At 32.8% G+C, this 17,766-nt stretch carries 19 protein-coding genes; 6 read left to right on the top strand and 13 right to left on the bottom strand.

Translation table 11 applies throughout. The features are described 5' to 3' along the window. From ACQY56_RS01420 to ACQY56_RS01470, 11 genes are all read right to left on the bottom strand, one after another. A complete protein-coding gene (locus ACQY56_RS01420) occupies window positions 1-453 on the bottom strand; it encodes a cupin domain-containing protein (protein ID WP_428738519.1) in 453 nt (150 codons plus the stop codon). Next, window positions 450-1,436: a DUF4862 family protein gene (locus ACQY56_RS01425; RefSeq protein WP_428738520.1), complete on the bottom strand. Its 987-nt coding sequence runs from the start codon at window positions 1,434-1,436 to the stop codon at window positions 450-452. Before ACQY56_RS01425 ends, ACQY56_RS01420 begins: the two co-directional genes overlap by 4 nt. Continuing rightward, window positions 1,429-2,121, bottom strand: a complete 693-nt coding sequence (locus ACQY56_RS01430) for an SDR family NAD(P)-dependent oxidoreductase (RefSeq protein ID WP_428738521.1) — start codon at window positions 2,119-2,121, stop codon at window positions 1,429-1,431. The genes ACQY56_RS01425 and ACQY56_RS01430 overlap by 8 nt, the downstream gene beginning before the upstream one ends. 16 nt (window positions 2,122-2,137) lie before the next feature. Beyond that, window positions 2,138-2,845, bottom strand: a complete 708-nt coding sequence (locus ACQY56_RS01435) for a cytidylyltransferase domain-containing protein (protein ID WP_428738522.1) — start codon at window positions 2,843-2,845, stop codon at window positions 2,138-2,140. Between the two features lie 11 nt (window positions 2,846-2,856). Next, on the bottom strand, window positions 2,857-3,912 hold the full coding sequence (locus tag ACQY56_RS01440; RefSeq protein ID WP_428738523.1) for a 3-dehydroquinate synthase family protein: 1,056 nt from the start codon (window positions 3,910-3,912) through the stop codon (window positions 2,857-2,859). Further along, a complete protein-coding gene (locus ACQY56_RS01445) occupies window positions 3,905-4,636 on the bottom strand; it encodes an SDR family NAD(P)-dependent oxidoreductase (RefSeq protein WP_428738524.1) in 732 nt (243 codons plus the stop codon). Before ACQY56_RS01445 ends, ACQY56_RS01440 begins: the two co-directional genes overlap by 8 nt. After that, window positions 4,626-5,576 carry a phosphoglycerate dehydrogenase gene (locus ACQY56_RS01450; protein ID WP_428738525.1) on the bottom strand — a complete coding sequence of 317 codons (951 nt, stop codon included), beginning with the start codon at window positions 5,574-5,576 and terminating at the stop codon, window positions 4,626-4,628. Before ACQY56_RS01450 ends, ACQY56_RS01445 begins: the two co-directional genes overlap by 11 nt. Further along, window positions 5,566-6,576, bottom strand: a complete 1,011-nt coding sequence (locus tag ACQY56_RS01455; protein WP_428738526.1) for a Gfo/Idh/MocA family protein — start codon at window positions 6,574-6,576, stop codon at window positions 5,566-5,568. The genes ACQY56_RS01450 and ACQY56_RS01455 overlap by 11 nt, the downstream gene beginning before the upstream one ends. Window positions 6,577-6,578: 2 nt before the next feature. Further along, the gene (locus ACQY56_RS01460) at window positions 6,579-7,172 is read right to left on the bottom strand and encodes a D-sedoheptulose-7-phosphate isomerase (protein WP_428738527.1); all 594 of its coding nucleotides are present in this window, start codon (window positions 7,170-7,172) and stop codon (window positions 6,579-6,581) included. 52 nt (window positions 7,173-7,224) lie between these two features. Then, complete coding sequence (locus ACQY56_RS01465) at window positions 7,225-9,879, bottom strand: motility associated factor glycosyltransferase family protein (protein ID WP_428738528.1); 2,655 nt, start codon at window positions 9,877-9,879, stop codon at window positions 7,225-7,227. 143 nt (window positions 9,880-10,022) lie between these two features. Continuing rightward, on the bottom strand, window positions 10,023-10,835 hold the full coding sequence (locus tag ACQY56_RS01470; RefSeq protein WP_428738529.1) for a flagellin: 813 nt from the start codon (window positions 10,833-10,835) through the stop codon (window positions 10,023-10,025). Between the two features lie 203 nt (window positions 10,836-11,038). On the opposite strand from ACQY56_RS01470, the gene topA reads away from it, so the two are divergent. From topA to ACQY56_RS01495, 5 genes are read left to right on the top strand one after another with little or no spacing between them, the layout of a single operon-like run. Beyond that, window positions 11,039-13,267 carry a type I DNA topoisomerase gene (topA, locus tag ACQY56_RS01475; protein WP_428738530.1) on the top strand — a complete coding sequence of 743 codons (2,229 nt, stop codon included), beginning with the start codon at window positions 11,039-11,041 and terminating at the stop codon, window positions 13,265-13,267. Further along, the gene (locus tag ACQY56_RS01480; protein ID WP_428738531.1) at window positions 13,245-13,808 is read left to right on the top strand and encodes a YfcE family phosphodiesterase; all 564 of its coding nucleotides are present in this window, start codon (window positions 13,245-13,247) and stop codon (window positions 13,806-13,808) included. Before topA ends, ACQY56_RS01480 begins: the two co-directional genes overlap by 23 nt. Window positions 13,809-13,811: 3 nt before the next feature. Further along, window positions 13,812-14,660, top strand: a complete 849-nt coding sequence (locus ACQY56_RS01485; protein WP_428738532.1) for a biotin synthase — start codon at window positions 13,812-13,814, stop codon at window positions 14,658-14,660. 1 nt (window position 14,661) lies between these two features. Then, window positions 14,662-15,837: a cation:proton antiporter gene (locus tag ACQY56_RS01490; protein WP_428738533.1), complete on the top strand. Its 1,176-nt coding sequence runs from the start codon at window positions 14,662-14,664 to the stop codon at window positions 15,835-15,837. Beyond that, a complete protein-coding gene (locus tag ACQY56_RS01495; RefSeq protein WP_428738534.1) occupies window positions 15,837-16,187 on the top strand; it encodes an AMMECR1 domain-containing protein in 351 nt (116 codons plus the stop codon). The genes ACQY56_RS01490 and ACQY56_RS01495 overlap by 1 nt, the downstream gene beginning before the upstream one ends. On the opposite strand, the gene msrA is transcribed toward ACQY56_RS01495, so the two are convergent. After that, window positions 16,184-16,711: a peptide-methionine (S)-S-oxide reductase MsrA gene (gene msrA, locus ACQY56_RS01500; protein WP_428738535.1), complete on the bottom strand. Its 528-nt coding sequence runs from the start codon at window positions 16,709-16,711 to the stop codon at window positions 16,184-16,186. The two genes, ACQY56_RS01495 and msrA, sit on opposite strands and share 4 nt — an antisense overlap. A gap of 106 nt (window positions 16,712-16,817) precedes the next feature. Here msrA and ACQY56_RS01505 point away from each other — a divergent pair, with 106 nt between their 5' ends. Then, window positions 16,818-17,390, top strand: a complete 573-nt coding sequence (locus ACQY56_RS01505) for a class I SAM-dependent methyltransferase (protein ID WP_428738536.1) — start codon at window positions 16,818-16,820, stop codon at window positions 17,388-17,390. Here ACQY56_RS01505 and ACQY56_RS01510 read toward each other — a convergent pair. Next, window positions 17,383-17,751: a hypothetical protein gene (locus ACQY56_RS01510; protein WP_428738537.1), complete on the bottom strand. Its 369-nt coding sequence runs from the start codon at window positions 17,749-17,751 to the stop codon at window positions 17,383-17,385. The genes ACQY56_RS01505 and ACQY56_RS01510 overlap by 8 nt on opposite strands. Between the last annotated feature and the right edge of the window lie 15 nt (window positions 17,752-17,766).

A 17,766-nucleotide genomic window follows, 5' to 3' on the forward strand; every position in this document is an offset into this window, starting at 1 on the left:
TTAACTTTCATAATCCTCTTTTTCATACACATGTGCTACATCGTATCTACTTACTGCTATTCTAATAGCCACTTTATCCCCTATAGCTGTAATTTTATGTTTTCTATTTTTTTGCATGAACACTAAATCACCCTGTTTGATGACCTTCTTTTCACCCTCAATATCCCATTCCCAAGTGCCTTCAATAATAAACCACCACTCATTCCAATCTGGATGATGATGTCGTCTATTGCCCTCTCCTGGGAGTTGACATATAAGTGTTGCCGAATTTGATTCTGTATCAACAAGCGTATGTGACCAAGATGTTTCTCTTCCATACTTTTCAATTATATCTGGTATATGTGTGATTTCCTGATTTGCCATATCAAAAACTGAATGTGAGACGCCATCTTGCTTTAAAATATTAGGCACATCTGCATCAGCTTTTAAGCCGTTTTGTTCTTTTGATTTCATTGAATCTCCTTTAGTATTTTATCTACAACTTTTAATGTATCGCGATTGAGTCCTATTCTTCTTTGCATTGAACTATCACCAATTGGCATTGAAAGCACTTTAACCCCAAGATAGTTAAGCTCTTGAGCATGAGCGTGAAGTAAACAATCTTTAATTACATGTGATGTTAATAAGGAACTCTCCTCATAAAAACTTATCCCTGATTCTTTTGCTATAGGCAAATGAAGATCACTCCAGCTCCCATAATCTATACTGTTTGCACTAGTACCTGAAAACATCAAACCTTTCAATAAATTTAACTCACTTAATAGTTTTATATGCTCTTTTGGTGTACTCACATCCCGTCTTTCTAAAACTGATCTTGCCCAGTTCACTGTAAATCCGATAGATTGGTTACAATGTTTATTGATATATTGCACAGCTTCAATCTCTTCTTCTAAAGATAAAAAACCTTTAACGATATGATCTGCTCTCCCACTATCACAATGTTCTATCACTATCTGCGCACCTTGCCAATCAAAAGTAACCAACTCTTCCAATGACTTTATAAGTGCCTTTGAGGAACTGCTAACCCCTGTGGCTGCTAAACTTGGTGCTGTTGCTAAAGCAACATTAAAAACCTTTTGTTCTCCAAAAAAATCGTTAATTTTTTTAATAGCTGCATTTGCAGACTTTAAAAATTTTATAGCCTCTTTTCGTCCATCCTCATCATCAGAAGCTACCCCGAAATTTGGATTTTGACTTAAAGATTTCATAGTCCCTGGCAAAGTTGTCACAACATATTGCCAACGCTTATCTAAAAGAGTTAAAAATAACTCTTCATTATACTCATGAAGAGTTCCCCAAAAAGGGAGTTCTAAACCTTTGATATTTAGGTTCTTTTTAATCTCTTCATAGTACTCTATCTCTTTTTCCTCTTTCCATTCATTGAGTGTTGGAGAGGTAGCGTAAGCACCAATTATATACTTACTATAGTCATCCATTTAAAAACTGTCCACCATTTAAATCTATTCCACATCCTGTCATATAGGTGTTATCTTTACTTATTAAAAACTCTATAGCTTTTGCAACCTCTAATGGCTTAGCAACCCTTTTCATAGGTATAGTTTTTTCTATCTGTGCTAACTTCTCTTTTGAGACATTTTCGACCAACATTGGCGTAGCAGTCATACTTGGAAAAATGGAGTTTATCATAATATTATCTTCGGCAAACTCTACACTTAATTGTTTCACCATACCACTTAACGCACTTTTTGACATCGTATATTCTACTCCTGAAAATGCACTAAAAGTTCTACTTGCTAAAGAGTTTACAATAACAACTTTTGCCTTATTTTTTGCAAGTGAATCATATGCATACTTCAAACACAACAAAGCACCAGTTACATTTACATCAATAATATTTTCAAAAATATTTTTATCAAACTCTTTGATAGATTTTTGTCCTATTGTAATTCCAACAGAGTAAATTAAGGCTTCAATCGGTGAAGATGCTATAGCTTCAAAAAATGCTTTTATTGATGCTTCATCTGTGACATCTAGAAATTTATAATCTATATCATCTTTGATAGTATGACGACCGCCAACAAGTACATCTTTATTCTGTGCTTTTAGATACTGCGCTGTTTGTAACCCTATACCAGAAGTTCCACCAATAATTACTATCAAACTTTACTCCTTGTTTTTACGAATAATATTCGACTTTATGATTCAATGTACTTTTCTTAGCACTGATAATTGTTTGTGCCAATACAAAATCTTCTTCATTATCAATATCGATCGTTGATAACCCTTTGACTTGATAGTACGCAGTCTTACTATCACCACCATGATATGCACTGCCAAAACGATGCATATTGTTTTTAAAAGCGTTGTAATCCCAACCCATCAATACAGTTGCATACGCTTTAATAGGTGTCATCTCTTGAGATGGCGGATTTTTTTTAAGTTTATCGAAATTTAATGGCTTATCATTATACGTACAAGCGATCTGTTTATGCTCAACACTTATCAATGTCTCTAAATTATTATCAAGCATATAATGAGTGAAATCTTCTATCTCTGTAGCTGTTATCAAGGGAGATGTTGGGAGAATTTGTAATAAAACATCCCCTTCTACATTATTCATAAAATCTAAAGCAAATTCATCATTAGTAGACTTATCTGTAGCAAACTCTTTTTTTCTATAATAAAACTCCACGCCGTACTCTTGGGCAATCTTTTCAAAAACAAGATCATCAGCATTGAGATATATCTTATCAAATATATCTACTTGCTTTAATGTCTCTAAAATGTAAGCTATCAAAGGTTTCCCATCAATAAGTCTCAAATTTTTTTTAGGCACTCTCTTACTGCCTATTCTTGCAGGTACCATAGCGATTACTTTTTTCATTCTACCTACTTTTACTGATAAAAATGTTCAAAATACTCATGAAATAAACTCTCAGTATTTTGATCCATTTTAAATGGTGTTAACGCAACTTCACCATATGCTACAGGGATAATCAGATTATAATTTTGAGCATCATTCTTTTTATCTTTTTGTAATGCTTCTAGAAAATCCTTAAATTCAAAAACAACAAAATCATCTTGTTCTAAATTGTCACTTATTAAGGAGTGTAGTTTTAAAAACTCTGCTTCTGTAAGGTGATTGTATTTAAAAGCTATATAGTTTGCTATATCTAAACCAATTGTTACAGCTATACCATGTGGTATTGCAAAATTTGTGGCAGCTTCGAGTGCATGACCAAAAGAATGCCCATAATTCATTTTCAGTCTTAATCCTTGATCGAGTGGATCAATTTCTAATATTTTGTTTTTTAATTTCAAAGAGTTTAGAATCATTTCTGACATAATGCTTTGATCGTCTTTATAAGTTTTTAGCTGTTCTACAATAGACTCTGTCGCTGCTACACCAGATAAAAGATGCACTTTCAAAATTTCACCTATGCCTGATCGGATATCTTTATCACTTAATGTATTTAAAAAGTCAGACTGCACTATAATCTTTTCTGGTGGATAGAAATTCCCTATAATATTTTTCCATGACTTATAGTTAAGTGAGCTTTTTCCACCTATACAACTATCTGCTTGAGCCAACAAAGTAGTTGGTAGCCAAACCCACTTTATACCTCTGTACAGTACACTTGTTGCAAATGTGACTAAGTCTTGTGTAATTCCACCACCAATTGCAACGATTTTATCTTTTCTTTTTACACCTTTGAGCATAATCTCTTCACATATTCTCAATGCCTCCTCTGGAGTTTTTTTCCACTCAAGAGCATCTATGAGAATGAGCTTTTCATCTTCAAAACAGTATTGATTTTTGTATAACTCTAAAACATTTTTATCTATCACTATAGCTTTGGTATCTTTTAGTAAATCATTTACTACATTAGTCTCAACATCTAAAACCAATTCATAAGTATCTTTGTCTGAGAATATATCCAATCTATTCAAGTGTAAATCCTCCATCAACTATAATGTTTTGACCTGTTATATAACTATTGTACTTAGAGCACATAAACAGTACTGTTGGAGCGATATCAGATACACCTGCCAATCTTTTCATAGGGATACTCGAAGAGATTTCAGACATAGCTTTTTCTCCAAGCACTGCTCTGGTTAGTTGTGTATCTACAAATCCAGGAGATATACAATTTACCAAAACATTATCTTCACCTAAGTCTATTGCCATTGTTTTAGTAACGCCTATTAAACCTGCTTTACTCGCGGTGTAAGGATTTCTTCCTGTTTTACTCACTACTCCAAAGATCGATCCTATATTTACAATATACCCTTTTTTTCGTTCTTTCATTTTTTTTGAAACTTCTGCAACAATAAAAATTGGGGCAGTTAAATTTGTCAATAATATCTCCTCTATATCTTGAACATTTGTTTCAAAGATTTTATTGACCTTATTTATCCCTGCATTATTGATCAAAATGTCAAACCCATCATAGCTATCTACAATCTTTTTGACACTCTCTTGCCAATCTTGCTCTTTGTCTATCACAAGTTGTTCATAGTATAAGCGTGTATCTATATTTTCTGTTTTATGCATTGAAGTACCAGTAACTACTACTTGGGCATCTGCATCTAAAAACTGCTTGGCTATCTCATAACCAATCCCTCGTGTTCCACCCGTTACAAGCACACGTTGATCTTTGAAATTAATTGTCATACGAACCTACATTAAAAAAATTTACTATATTTTCTATAGCACTTCTACCCATAGCTTTGACAGCCTCATTAGCATTACCACCTATATGCGGTGTAGTGATCAAATTTGGTAAAGCAATCAGTTCATTATCTTGTGGAGGTTCCACTTCATACGCATCTATTGCCGCTGCTGCGATGATATTGTTTTGTAACGCCCACTTCAAATCATCTTGATCTATAAGCCCTCCACGTGCCGTATTTATCACTATAGCACTAGGTTTCATCATAGATAACGCTTGTTTGTTTATAAAATGTTGTAGCTCATCTGTTAGTGGAGTATGTATCGTTATAATGTCTGCATTTTTGTAAATCTCTTCTTTTGTAACAAGTTGTAAATCATGTTGTTGATAATATTCATCTTGCTCTATAATATCATTTACCAATATCTTACATCTAAATGGTTTTAAAAGCTCTACCATATCTTTTCCTATATGCCCAACACCAATAATGCCGATAGTTTTACCACTTATTTGTGTACCACCATTTTTATTCCATTGACCTCTTTTAAGCTCATTGGATGTTACATAAATATTTCGACTAAGACTTAACATACAACCCAGTGCAAGTTCTGATACAGACCTTTTATTGACCCCTTGTGTATGTAATACTTCTACATTATATTTTTTACATGCTGCAAAATCTATATTGTCTAATCCAACGCCATATTTTGATATAGCTTTTAGTTTTGGAACTTGCGATAGTACTTCATCTGTAATCTTATCAAGACCAACAATAGCTGCGTCACATTGCGATAAAAACTCAATAAGTTCCTCGTTGGTAAATCGACGTTGCGGTTCATTTATAAAAATTTTTTGAAAACCTATATTTTTCAGTTCATTTATCAGCTCTGCATCTTTTGAAAATGCTACAGTAGTAACACCAACAGTTAAACTACTTATCACTGTAAAATCCTGAGTTTTCATATATTCTTTCAACGAGTTGCAAGGTCTCAAATGCATCTTTACTCGTTCCATTTTTTATTGTACCACCATTGCGTACAGCATCTACAAATTCATCAACCTCTAATTTCCATGAATCATCATTTTCAAACCATGTAGTTGTCTCTTTTGGTTTTCCCATAGCAAAAGTGATATCTTCAAACTCTCTTCTACCAATGACTAGTTTTTCAGGTGCATAACTTCTTGTTCCAGATAAAATACCATCAAGATTGATATACCCCTCTTCAAAACACATCTCAAGCAAAAACTTATGTTTCCATTGTGTTGCAGAAGAGTGTAACATAGCCGTAACTTTATCCTCTGACTGCATAATAGCAAAAGCATTATCTTCTGCTTCAACATCCCAATAAGAGGTTGTTACAAAACTATTAATATGTACAAAATCTTGACCTGAAAAATACCTCATAAGATCAAGCATGTGTATCCCTTGATCTATGAGTATACCCCCACCTGAAATATGTCGATAGTTTCTCCAGTTTTTATGATAATCAATACTTCCTGCCTTACCATAAACTCCTCTAAGCCAAAGTAATTTGCCCATCTCTTTAGATTCAATGATCTTTTTTGCTTCCATCACCGAGTAATGATATCTATGGTTAAAACCATACTTTAAAATTTTCCCCGCTTTTTTTTCTGCAGCTATCACTCGTTCTAATTCAACGGTAGTTCGTGCAGGTGGTTTTTCACAAAAAACATGTTTCCCAGCTTCAAGTGCATCTGATGTGTAGTTTGCTAAAACATCATTAAATGCACATATAAATACTGCATCAACATCCTGTGCTAAAAGTTCTTCATATGTTTCACAAAAGATGACTTTAGAATCGAGTTCAACAGGTTTATTTATGTCATAAACTGCTACAAGTTCTGTGTAATCATTTTTAGCAATCTCTTTTGCCCGAACTTGTCCAATTTTTCCAAAACCTGCTATTGCTACTTTAATCATTTTTATTCCATAGTATATGTAGATTTTGTTTCTGGTTTTAAAGAGATATAGTAACTGTAAAGAATATGATCAAGAATCATATGCATATCTTCAACTAAACCATATTCTCCTTTTTGTGTCGCTATATGAAATTTTATATCTGCAAGTTCTTTTAACTTACCGCCATCAAAGCCTGTCATTCCAACTATAGTAGTTCCTTGTTGTTTTGCGTACTCAACAGCTTTGAGAATATTTGTACTATTTCCACTACATGAAATTGCTATAAGAAGATCATTTTTAGAAATTTTATTTTTGAGTTGTGCATAAAATATATTATCGTATCCTATATCATTTGCTATTGCTGTACATACGGCACTATTATCGCTTAAACTTTCAACATTAAAATTTCTTATATCTCTTAATTTTAAACCTACACTCAAATCATTAGCCATATGAGAAGCTGTTGCAGCACTACCCCCATTACCAATGATATAAATCTTTGAATTATTTTTCAGTGTATTTTCTAAAGACTGCTGTATCTCTTTAAGCACTTTTACTTCTAAACTTTCTAAAAGTTCTATCAATTTTTTAGTATATTCTTGTACAAAATTCTCCATCTATTCCCCTAAATTATTTTCTAACACGCTCTTTACAAAATTTTACCATAACTCATGTTGCCGCTTTTTTCTTTACATATAACGCTTGTTTATGTAATATACTGATCAAATAGTTTCTAAACTCCTCATTTTCTAAAGCTAGTTTAGGCGCATCAAAATATGTTACTCGATATACATCTGTTTGGTCACTCAAGTTTACTATATATTTTTTATATAATAATTTATAAATACTATAATCCCATTTTTCTAATTCATCTTTAGAAAATCCAAAAAACTCTGGGTCTTCATAAATTGCATGTTTGTTCTTGCGATGTCGCTCCATAACACTTGCAACTGTATAACCTTTTTCATTTATATTAAAAAGTATAGCGATTATCTGTTTAAGCTTTCGCAGTATCATAGCCACCTGTAAATCCAATCTAGACTTCTGGTTTCCTATAAAAATTTCTACCTCTTTTTCTATAGTTTGTATATTATCAATGAGTACCACTTCGAGTTTTTTAATTTCACTTTCAAACTCTAATTCTGCTCTTTTTTTATCAATATCGAAAAAACAAAATACTTTAAAAGTGATCTCTGGAATAGTTTGAGACAGCTCTTTGATATACGAAATAAAAGTAGTATCCTCTTGATTTTCTTTCATATAGAGAAAACCTATCGAATTTTCATCTTGTTTTATTTTTTCAAAGTTTATTGTATTTTCTAAAGATGCAATAAATTTATATTGATTTGCTTTTTGAAAACCTATACTCAAAGTATTTTCAAGTGCATTAGTATAATAATCAACTATATGAAATAACTCTTTTGTAAATATATCCCTGATATCTAATAAAGTCTGTTTATCATACTTCATCTCTTTTTTATTTAAGAAGTCAAAAACATACGGAAGTAAATACCTGCAATAGATTTCATATACCTCTTTTAAATCACTTTTATCATTATGGGACAACTGCTGACTTAGCAATATCAACCTTTCTTTAAGCTCATCAACAGAAAATTTCTTCTTCTTACTAAAACCATTAATATCTTCTTGCATATTTTGAGCGTAAGATACCTGACTTTCTAATGCTTGATACTCTTGTTCACTCAAACTATTAGAACTATTTTTTAAAAAAATCTCATAAAGCTCTTGTTGACACTCAAAAGTTTCTGTATGTCGAAACTCTTCTTTATCAAAACTTTTTACATCAAAAAACTTCGCACCATTGCTTAGATTATAAATTTTTTGCTCAGTAGTTTTTAATTGTTTGGTTGAAGTATTGATAGATTGGATAGAGGTATTAAAATTAGGTGTAGTAAATACTATCTCTTCTGTATTTCCAGCCACTTCTATAAGATGTTCTTTAAAACTCATTTTCTCATCATCAGCTGCATTCGTATCCAAAGTTTTTACATACTCATGAGAATCAGAATGAGTTTTACCTGTTTTGGCATCAATCGCTAAATCTAGTCCCAGTAAATAAATATTTTTCACTTCTAAAGAGAGTAGTATCTGATAAGCAGTAGAACCTACACATGGTGCATATGTTTTAAATGAAGAGACTCTATACTCTGTTCCATTCTCGTAAAAAAATATATTTTTTCTATTAAATTTACTAGTAATAACTGGGTCTATTTTAGCTGGTAATATGTAGATTGTATCTTTAAACCACTCAAAGTTTTTCACTTTATTAAAATGTCTATACGCAGCTTTAAAAACATCTAAGTGAATTATAATATCCGGTTTAATCTTCTCACGTTCAAGGAGTGAAAGAGTAGCAGAAAGTGCTACTATAACAAAACTATTTTGTTTCTCTTTTACCCATTCAATATTTTTTTGTAGTGATGGTCCAGCACCGAGTAATAAAAAAGGTTTATTTTCCAATGAAGTATTTTTAAAAGTGATATTCTGAAGTAAAAACTGTTCATCACTAAACAAGTTTTCCAAAGGCGCTAATTTTTGCATAAGCAAATCATTATAAAAAAAGTTTAGATGCAATTGGCTCGTAATTGCTAAATGAAATTGTTTTAATTTATCTACACTATGATTTAAAGTGTGAAAGTATTTAATATAAAGATTGTAATAATACTCTGTTTGTAAAAAAAGATTTGCAGTTATACTAAACTCTTGTTCATCTTCAAAAACAGAGAAAAAAAGTTTTGCATGTTTTGCTAATTTAGAATAATCCACAACAAACAAAGATAATCTAAAAAGTTCAAGATCATCTTCTACTATCAGATAAACTTTTGAAGATATTTTCTTGTCAATAGACTCCATATGTAATCCAAGTCCACTACCAAAAAAAATAAACTTATATAACTTGTTTAAACCCGTTTTACCCTTTGCTTGTTCTTGCATGTAATAGCGTAATGGTGCCATACCTTGAAGGTTATATTCAAATGGCTTAAAGTTAGTACAACTTTCAAGATCTTCTTTTGTGAAATCATTTTTAAATCCTGTGATAAACACATTATCATCTAGGCTATACTCAATGCTCTGTGAAGCTTCTTGTGCATACTGCTCACTTTTATTTTCATACAACTTTTTTCCTGTCGCTTTTTCAACAACATCAAATCCATTTTCATAAATAAGTTCATATTTTTCCTGATAATGACCATTTACAACTGCATTATCAAAAGCAACTAATTTATCAAAGAGATTTTTTTGGTAGGTCTGTAAATAAGAGATATTTTCATTAAATCTATTTATTATTGTAGTATTATCCATTTACATTTAGCACCTATGGTTTGTATTGAGTAAGATTGATTATATCGAAAAAAAGAAAAGCTAAAGGAGAGAACTCCCTTAGCCCAGGAAGAAAGTTTTTTAATTACTTGCGTATTTTAAAAAGCTTTCTAAAAAAACGAAGACTATTGTAATAGTCTTAAAACGTTTTGTTGAATAGCATTAGCTTGGCTTAATGCATAAGAACCTGATTGCGCTAAGATATTTCTTTTTGCAAAGTTAGCAGATTCTTGAGCGAAGTCAACATCACGTAATTGAGATTCAGCTGCTGCAACATTTACTTGAGTAGTAGAGATGTTTCTAATATTAGATTCAAGTCTATTTTGTTGTGAACCAAGAGTAGCTCTCGCTCCATCTAAAGTATCAAGTAAAGTATCCATTGTAGTAATGTTAGTTCTAGCAGTAGTATCATCAGTAATTGCTGATGCTCCAAGTCCAGCAGAAAGGTCATCAATTGAAACAGTAAAGTGATCATTCGCAGTAGCGCCAAAACCAATTTGTGCTTCAAAAGAAGTACCACCAGATAATAATACTTGTCCATTAAAACTTGTAGAAGCTACAATGTTAGCAAATTGTGCTGATAACTGAGTAAGCTCTTTTGTAATATGAGAACGAGATGTAGCATCTTGAGTATCATTGGCACCTTGAACAGAAAGCACACGTACACGTTGCGCTATTGTAGTTAACTCTTCGATAGCACCATCAGCTGTTTGAACAAGACCAATCATATCGTTAGAGTTATTGATTGCTTGACCAAGACCTTGAGATTGAGCTGATAGTTTATCAGCAATAGCAAGACCAGCAGCATCATCAGCAGCTTTGTTGATTCTTAAACCAGATGAAAGAGCATTTAAACTTTTGTCTAATGCAACATTGTTAAGCGTTGAATTTCTGTGCGCATACATCGCACCAATGTTAGTGTTAATTCTGAAACCCATAATAAATCCTTTTTGGGAAGAGCCTTTCGCTCTTACGTTTTAGTTTGTATCTTCAGACATCCTTGCCTTAGATGTAAACCAAATCGACACCCAAAAAAATAACTTTAGAAAAATTAACATTTTTTTTACTTTTTTTTTCTTTTAAAGTTTTTGTGTTAAACTTTCGCACTTAAAACACTATACTATATTATATAGGATTGAGATTGAACTTAATTATCGTCGAGTCACCAGCAAAAGCAAGAACTATTAAAAACTTTCTAGGAAAAGATTATGATGTTATCGCATCAAAAGGTCACATACGCGATCTTCCAAAATCTCGTTTTGGGATTGAGATAGATGAAGATACACATACCATTGTTCCAAAATACTCTGTAGCAAAAGAAAACACTGCAACCGTAAAAGAGATAAAAGATAAAGCAAAAAAAGCAGATATCATATATATCGCGACCGATGAGGATCGTGAAGGGGAAGCTATAGGATGGCATATAGCTCATGCTATTAAAAAAGACCCGCAAGAATTGCCACGTATTGTTTTTCATGAGATCACTAAAGGTGCAATTACTCACGCATTAGAGTCTGCACGTAAAATTGATATGAAAATGGTAAATGCTCAACAAGCACGTCGTTTACTCGATCGTATTGTTGGATATAAACTCTCTCCACTTCTAAGCTCGAAAATCCAAAAAGGTTTAAGTGGTGGTCGTGTTCAAAGCTCAACTTTAAAACTAGTAGTTGATCGTGAAAAAGAGATCAAAGCATTTATTCCACAAGAGTATTGGAGCATTGATACAACTTTTAAAACAAATATTGAAGCAAATCTTATCAAACATAAAAATGAGAAAATTGAAAAACTCTCTATCGCAAATAAAGATCAAGCAACTGCAATAGTAGAGAGTGTAAAACTAGATAGTTTTACCATTACTAAGATCGAGACAAAACAAAGAAAAAGTGCAACACCACCACCATTTATGACTTCAACTTTGCAACAAACAGCATCTTCAAAACTTGGGTTTTCTCCAAAGAAAACAATGATGTTAGCACAAACACTTTATGAGGGTGTAAAAACTCCAGACGGTACAAGTGGGGTTATCACATATATGAGAACAGACTCACTTAACTTAGCAAGTGAAGCTGTTGGGGCAGTTCGTGGAATTATTGAAAGTCGTTATGGTGCGCAGTATCTTCCAAAATCTCCTAAAGTGTATACAAAAAAAGCAAAAGGTGCACAAGAGGCTCACGAGGCTATCCGTCCAACAATGTTGCAGTTTACTCCAGAGGTTGCAAGTAAATATCTTAAAGCTGATGAGTTAAAATTGTATCGTCTTATTTATGATAGATTTATGGCTTGTCAAATGGAAGACGCAATATTTGAACAACAATCTATCATCTTTAGTGGCAATGAAAATGAGTACCGTGCAAGTGGTAGAAAACTTATCTTTGATGGTTTTTACAAAGTCTCTGGAACTGATGATAAAGACAAACTTTTACCATCACTTAAAGAGGGTGAAAAAGCAGAGATTGAAAAAGTCAAACCAGAACAACATTTTACTGAACCACCTGCTCGTTACTCTGAAGCAAGTTTAATCAAAAAACTTGAAGCTGAAGGTGTTGGGCGTCCATCAACTTACGCACCAACGATTGCAACACTTACAAATAGAACGTATGTAAGTATTGAGAAAAAACAAATCATTCCAACAGAGGTAGCATTTACAGTTACAGAGATTTTAGAGAAACACTTTGCAAATATTGTTGACATAAACTTCACTGCGACTATGGAAGAAAAACTTGATGAAATCGCTGATGGTGATGTTGATTGGGAAAAACTTTTAATAGATTTTTACGATAGATTTATGCAACAAATTGAAGAGGGAAAAACAAAAATCGCCTCTTTAAAAACAGCAAAACCACTCGGGAGAAACTGTCCTAAATGTGGAAGTGAACTTCTACTTCGTTCAGGTCGTTTTGGAGAGTTTGTTGCATGTAGTGGTTTTCCTAAATGTAAATACACTGAACAGATCGATGAAAATGGTGAAAAAGTAGAAAAACAAGAAGAGATTGCAGAAGATAAATGTGACAAATGTGGCGGTGATATGGTTATTAAAAACGGTCGTAACGGTCAATTTTTAGCATGTGCCAACTATCCAGAGTGTAAAAATACAAAATCTATTCAAGTTGAAGAGAAGGTGAGTGAAACTCCTTGTCCTGATTGTGGTGGAAAACTAAGCCTGAAAAATTCAAGACGCGGACCATTTTGGGGATGTGAAAACTATCCAAAATGTAAGTTTATCTCAAAATTTGAGCCAACAACTATAAAGTGTACGCAAGATGGTTGTGATGGAGTACTAGCAGAGCGTACTTTTAGAAACAAAGAGGTATATGAGTGTGTTAAATGTAAAACAAAAACGCCTCGTGAAGAGATTAATCAGAAATAAAACTTCAAAGATTTCAAAATCTTCTGTAAAAATAGGTATTATTTCTGATTCCCATACCAAAACAAACTATGCAATAAAAGCTATAGATATGCTTTTAGACCAAGGTGCAGAGTTTTTTATCCATGCTGGGGATATTGTTGAAGAACAAACACTAGAATACTTAGAAAAAACTGGTAAAAGATATGTAGCTGTTTATGGTAATAATGATGCCCATTTAGTAAATGTACATAACCAATACAATTTGGTACAAGAGCCTTACTATTTTAAATTAGCAAACACTTCATTTAAACTAATGCATCTACCATTTTATATGTCTAATGATACAGATATAGTTATTTTTGGTCATACTCACGACTTTAGTGTAGAATATAAAGGGGAAACTTTATATCTCAATTCTGGAGAAGTATGTGCTAGAAGTAAACCTCTCTCTGAATGTGTACTTTTAAAAATTACACCAAAAAAATTTGATGTCAAATATTTTACGCGAAAGAAAAAAGAAGAGTTTGAACTACAAAAAGAGTTCGCTTTTAAAAGAGACTAAACAATGAGTAAAAAAATCTTTTTATGCTCCATCTGCAATATCAACAGTGGTACATGTAAAGAGGACTGTAAATTTTGTTCCCAAAGCGTTCGCTATAAAGCAGATATCGAGCGTTATAAACAAAAACCTATTGAAGATATTAAACGTGAAGCGATTGCAGCACGTGATAGTGGAGCTCTTGGCTTTTGTTTAGTTACTGCCGATAAAGGTCTAAATGATAAAACTTTAGAATTTGTTTGTCATACAGCAAAAGAGCTACAAAAAGTAGCTCCTGAACTTCGACTTATTGCCTGTAATGGAACAGCCTCAGTTGAACAATTAAAAGAGATTAAAAAAGCAGGTATTAAAGCATATAATCATAACTTAGAAACAAGTGAAGCTTTTTACCCACAAATTTGTACAACTCATTCTTGGAATGAACGTTATGAGACATGTCAAAATGTTAATGAAGTTGGACTTGTACTTATAAGTGGTGGTATTTTTGGACTTGGTGAGACACAGGATGATAGAGTAAGTATGTTAAACTCACTCAAAGAACTTCATCCAACAAGTGTGCCAATAAATTTTTACCACCATAACCCAGCCTTGCAACTCCAACCAAATCCTCTTAAAGTTGAAGAAGCTCTTGAACTCATCAAACTAACACGCAATACATTACCAAATGCTCAGCGTATCATGGTTGCAGGTGGACGAGAACTTATGTTTGGTGAACGTCAAAATGAAATTTTTAAGTATGGTGCGAACTCTATTGTTATTGGAAACTATCTCACAACAGCAGGTCGTGAGATGAATACAGATTTAGAGATGTTACAAACTTTAGGTCTTGAAATAGCTACACAAGTAGGAAAATAAGATGTCTTATACAGTTAACGATAATGTTGTACTCATCATTACCTTATCGTTAATTATTATCTTTTCCCCTTTTATAGCACGCGCTGCAAAACTTCCAACTACTCCTATAGAGATTATTTTAGGTTCTATCTTTGGCTATATCGGTTTTATCCATGATGAACATCTTTTTGAACTTGTAGCAGAGTTTGGATTTTTATATCTTATGTTTATAGCAGGGACTGAAATTAAATTAAAAAATGTGTTAAAAACTCCTATAAATATCTTGAAAAAAACGGCTTTATACCTTGTCTTTTTATATATTTTCTCTATTGCTTTTTCTTTACAATTTGAACTTGGAAAAGTATTTATGGTACTTCTGCCTCTTATCTCTGTTGGACTTGTAGCATCTCTGTCTAAAGAGTATGGAAAAACTCCATGGTTAGAGCTTTCTATGACAGTGGGAGGGATTGGTGAAGTTGCTTCTATCGTGATTTTAACTATCACCTCTGCAACATTACAGTCTGGTATAGGTTTTGGACTTTTTCAAACTATTTTTGCGTTAATGGTATTTATATTTATCATGTATCTTATTTTTCGCTCGATGCATCTTATATTTTGGTGGTTTCCAACAATCTCAACTGCTCTTATGCCACACCAAGATAATAAAGAACAAGATATACGTCTGTCTATGGGAATCTTTTTTATCTTAATTGGAGCAATGCTTTACCTTAATCTTGAACTAGCCTTTGGTGCTTTTTTAGCTGGAATTTTTATACCTAGTTTTTTTGAACATAAACACGAACTTCCAGAAAAACTCTCCTCATATGGATTTGGATTTTTAATTCCTATCTTTTTTATACATATTGGAACTATCTTTAATCTTGATGCTCTTTTTATGGAAGGTTTAGTGCTTAAAGCTCTGCTTATAACAGTAGTTATGATCTCTATGCGTGTTGCTGCTTCTTTGGTATTTATTAAAAATCTTGGATTTGTAGATTCACTCTTAATGGGGCTGTCACACTCTATGCCATTAACTCTTTTAATCGCGATGGCAACACTTGCTTTTAATGCCCACTCTATCGATAAACTTCACTATTTTGCATTTATCTTGGCTGCTTTATTTCAGGTTATATCTGTTATGATAATTATCAAACTAATCAATATCTACAAAGAGTATAAAGTTAATAAGGAGATTTGATGGAACGTTCTGTTTTGCTTCAACTTGCACGTGATTCTATCCAAGAAGTTATAGAAGCAAACAACACTATCGATAAACAAGCCCTTTTACAAAAACACCCACTTCTCGCTCAAAATATCCCGACAACTCTAAAAATCTTTATAGAGGATGAACTCTGTGGAACTTGCATATTAGATGGAACTAATTCCCTGTTAGATAACGTCATTATTGCGGCGAAAAAAGCTGCTTTTGAAGATAAAAATTCAAAACCAATTACCACTTCACAATATCTTCATTGCCATCTGCAACTCATCCTTGATACTCCAGAAGGGGTCATCTCACAAACGGATGAGCCTATACTCAAATTTTAACTCAGCATTTGAGGAAACTTCGTCATAAATTTTTGTAGTTTTGGAGCAATCACTACTTGACAATACCCTTGCATAGGATTAAGATTATAATAGTTTTGGTGATACGCTTCTGCAGGATAAACCTCACCTAATTCACTCACTTCTGTGACTATCTTTTCATTCCACTCTTTTTGATGTTTTTCAATAGAACTCTCTATAATCCCTTTTTCCTCATCATGAGCATAGTAGATCACTGAGCGATACTGTGTCCCTTTATCAGCACCTTGTTGGTTGAGTGTAGTTGGATTGTGAATCGCAAAAAAGATATCTAAGATATCCTCTAATTTAATCATATCATTATCATAAGCTATATCTACGATCTCAGCATGACCTGTAGCACCTGAACAAACGTTCTCATAACTTGGATTTGCCCTTACCCCTCCCGTGTAACCGTTCACTGCTGAGAGTACACCTTTGACATTTTTATACACAGCCTCTATACACCAAAAACAACCACCGCCTAAAACTATTCTCTCTTTACTCATAATTAGACCTCTTTTTTGTGCTATTATTGCAGATATTTCTTTTAAAATTAAATTGTGCGATTTTTATCTTAAAAAATTAAGTATTTTTCAATAAAAGTGAGAGACAATGCCCAAGATTAATAATGAAATCTTTTACAAAAATGCTATCAAAAAATATGGTACTACTGCTCAAGGGTTAAATTGGAACTCTCAAATTCACCAAGTTCTACGCTTTTATCAGATCATAAAACTTTTACCACAAAATTTGAATGATTTTACCCTTAGCGATGTGGGATGTGGTTTTGGAGATTTTTACAACTACCTTGATACAAAACCAAAAAAATATATTGGTATAGATGTTTTAGAAGAGATGCTCAACATTGCAAAAAACAACACAGGTCAAGAAGTCCAAAAGATCGATCTTACACAACAACCTTCCCCTACTAGTGACTATATTGTATGTAGTGGTGCGCTCAATATCTTAACTCGCTTTGAGACAACTATGTTTATACAAAATTGCTACAACTCAGCAAAAAAAGGGTTTATTTTTAATTGCCTCTATGGCAATAAAGAGAGTGAAACTTTTAATTACCTTGATGAGAAGTTTTTGGAAGATATTGCCCTCTTTTTAAAAGTAAACAAAGTAAACTATATTAAAGACTATATCCCAAATGATTTAACTATAGGCTTTTTTAGATAACTTCTGTGTCCATCTTTTGAAAGTATATAACCATATCATCAAACTCATCACCTAACTCTAAGTGTAATGTTTTTAGATGTTCATCTATAAAAGTTGATGTAAATTCTACTTGCGATAAAGGGACAATGGTGTCAAAAGTTATCCCTAATTGATCAAAACAATAAGTAAAATCTGTAATCTTTTCTTGTTTTGAAAGCTCTATAGCGTGAGTTATTGCTTGAATATTTAGACGCATTGCTAAAAGTTGCATCTCTTGTTCTGACAAGGTTTGTAGAGCTTCACCTAAGCCATTTGTTATATATTCATAGATTACTCGAGAAAGTACAATCTGTTTTTTTGTTTTTGCTGATAAATTTTCCATTAGGAGAGATTATAC

This window comes from Sulfurimonas sp. (assembly GCF_050296975.1).
GTDB lineage: Bacteria > Campylobacterota > Campylobacteria > Campylobacterales > Sulfurimonadaceae > Sulfurimonas.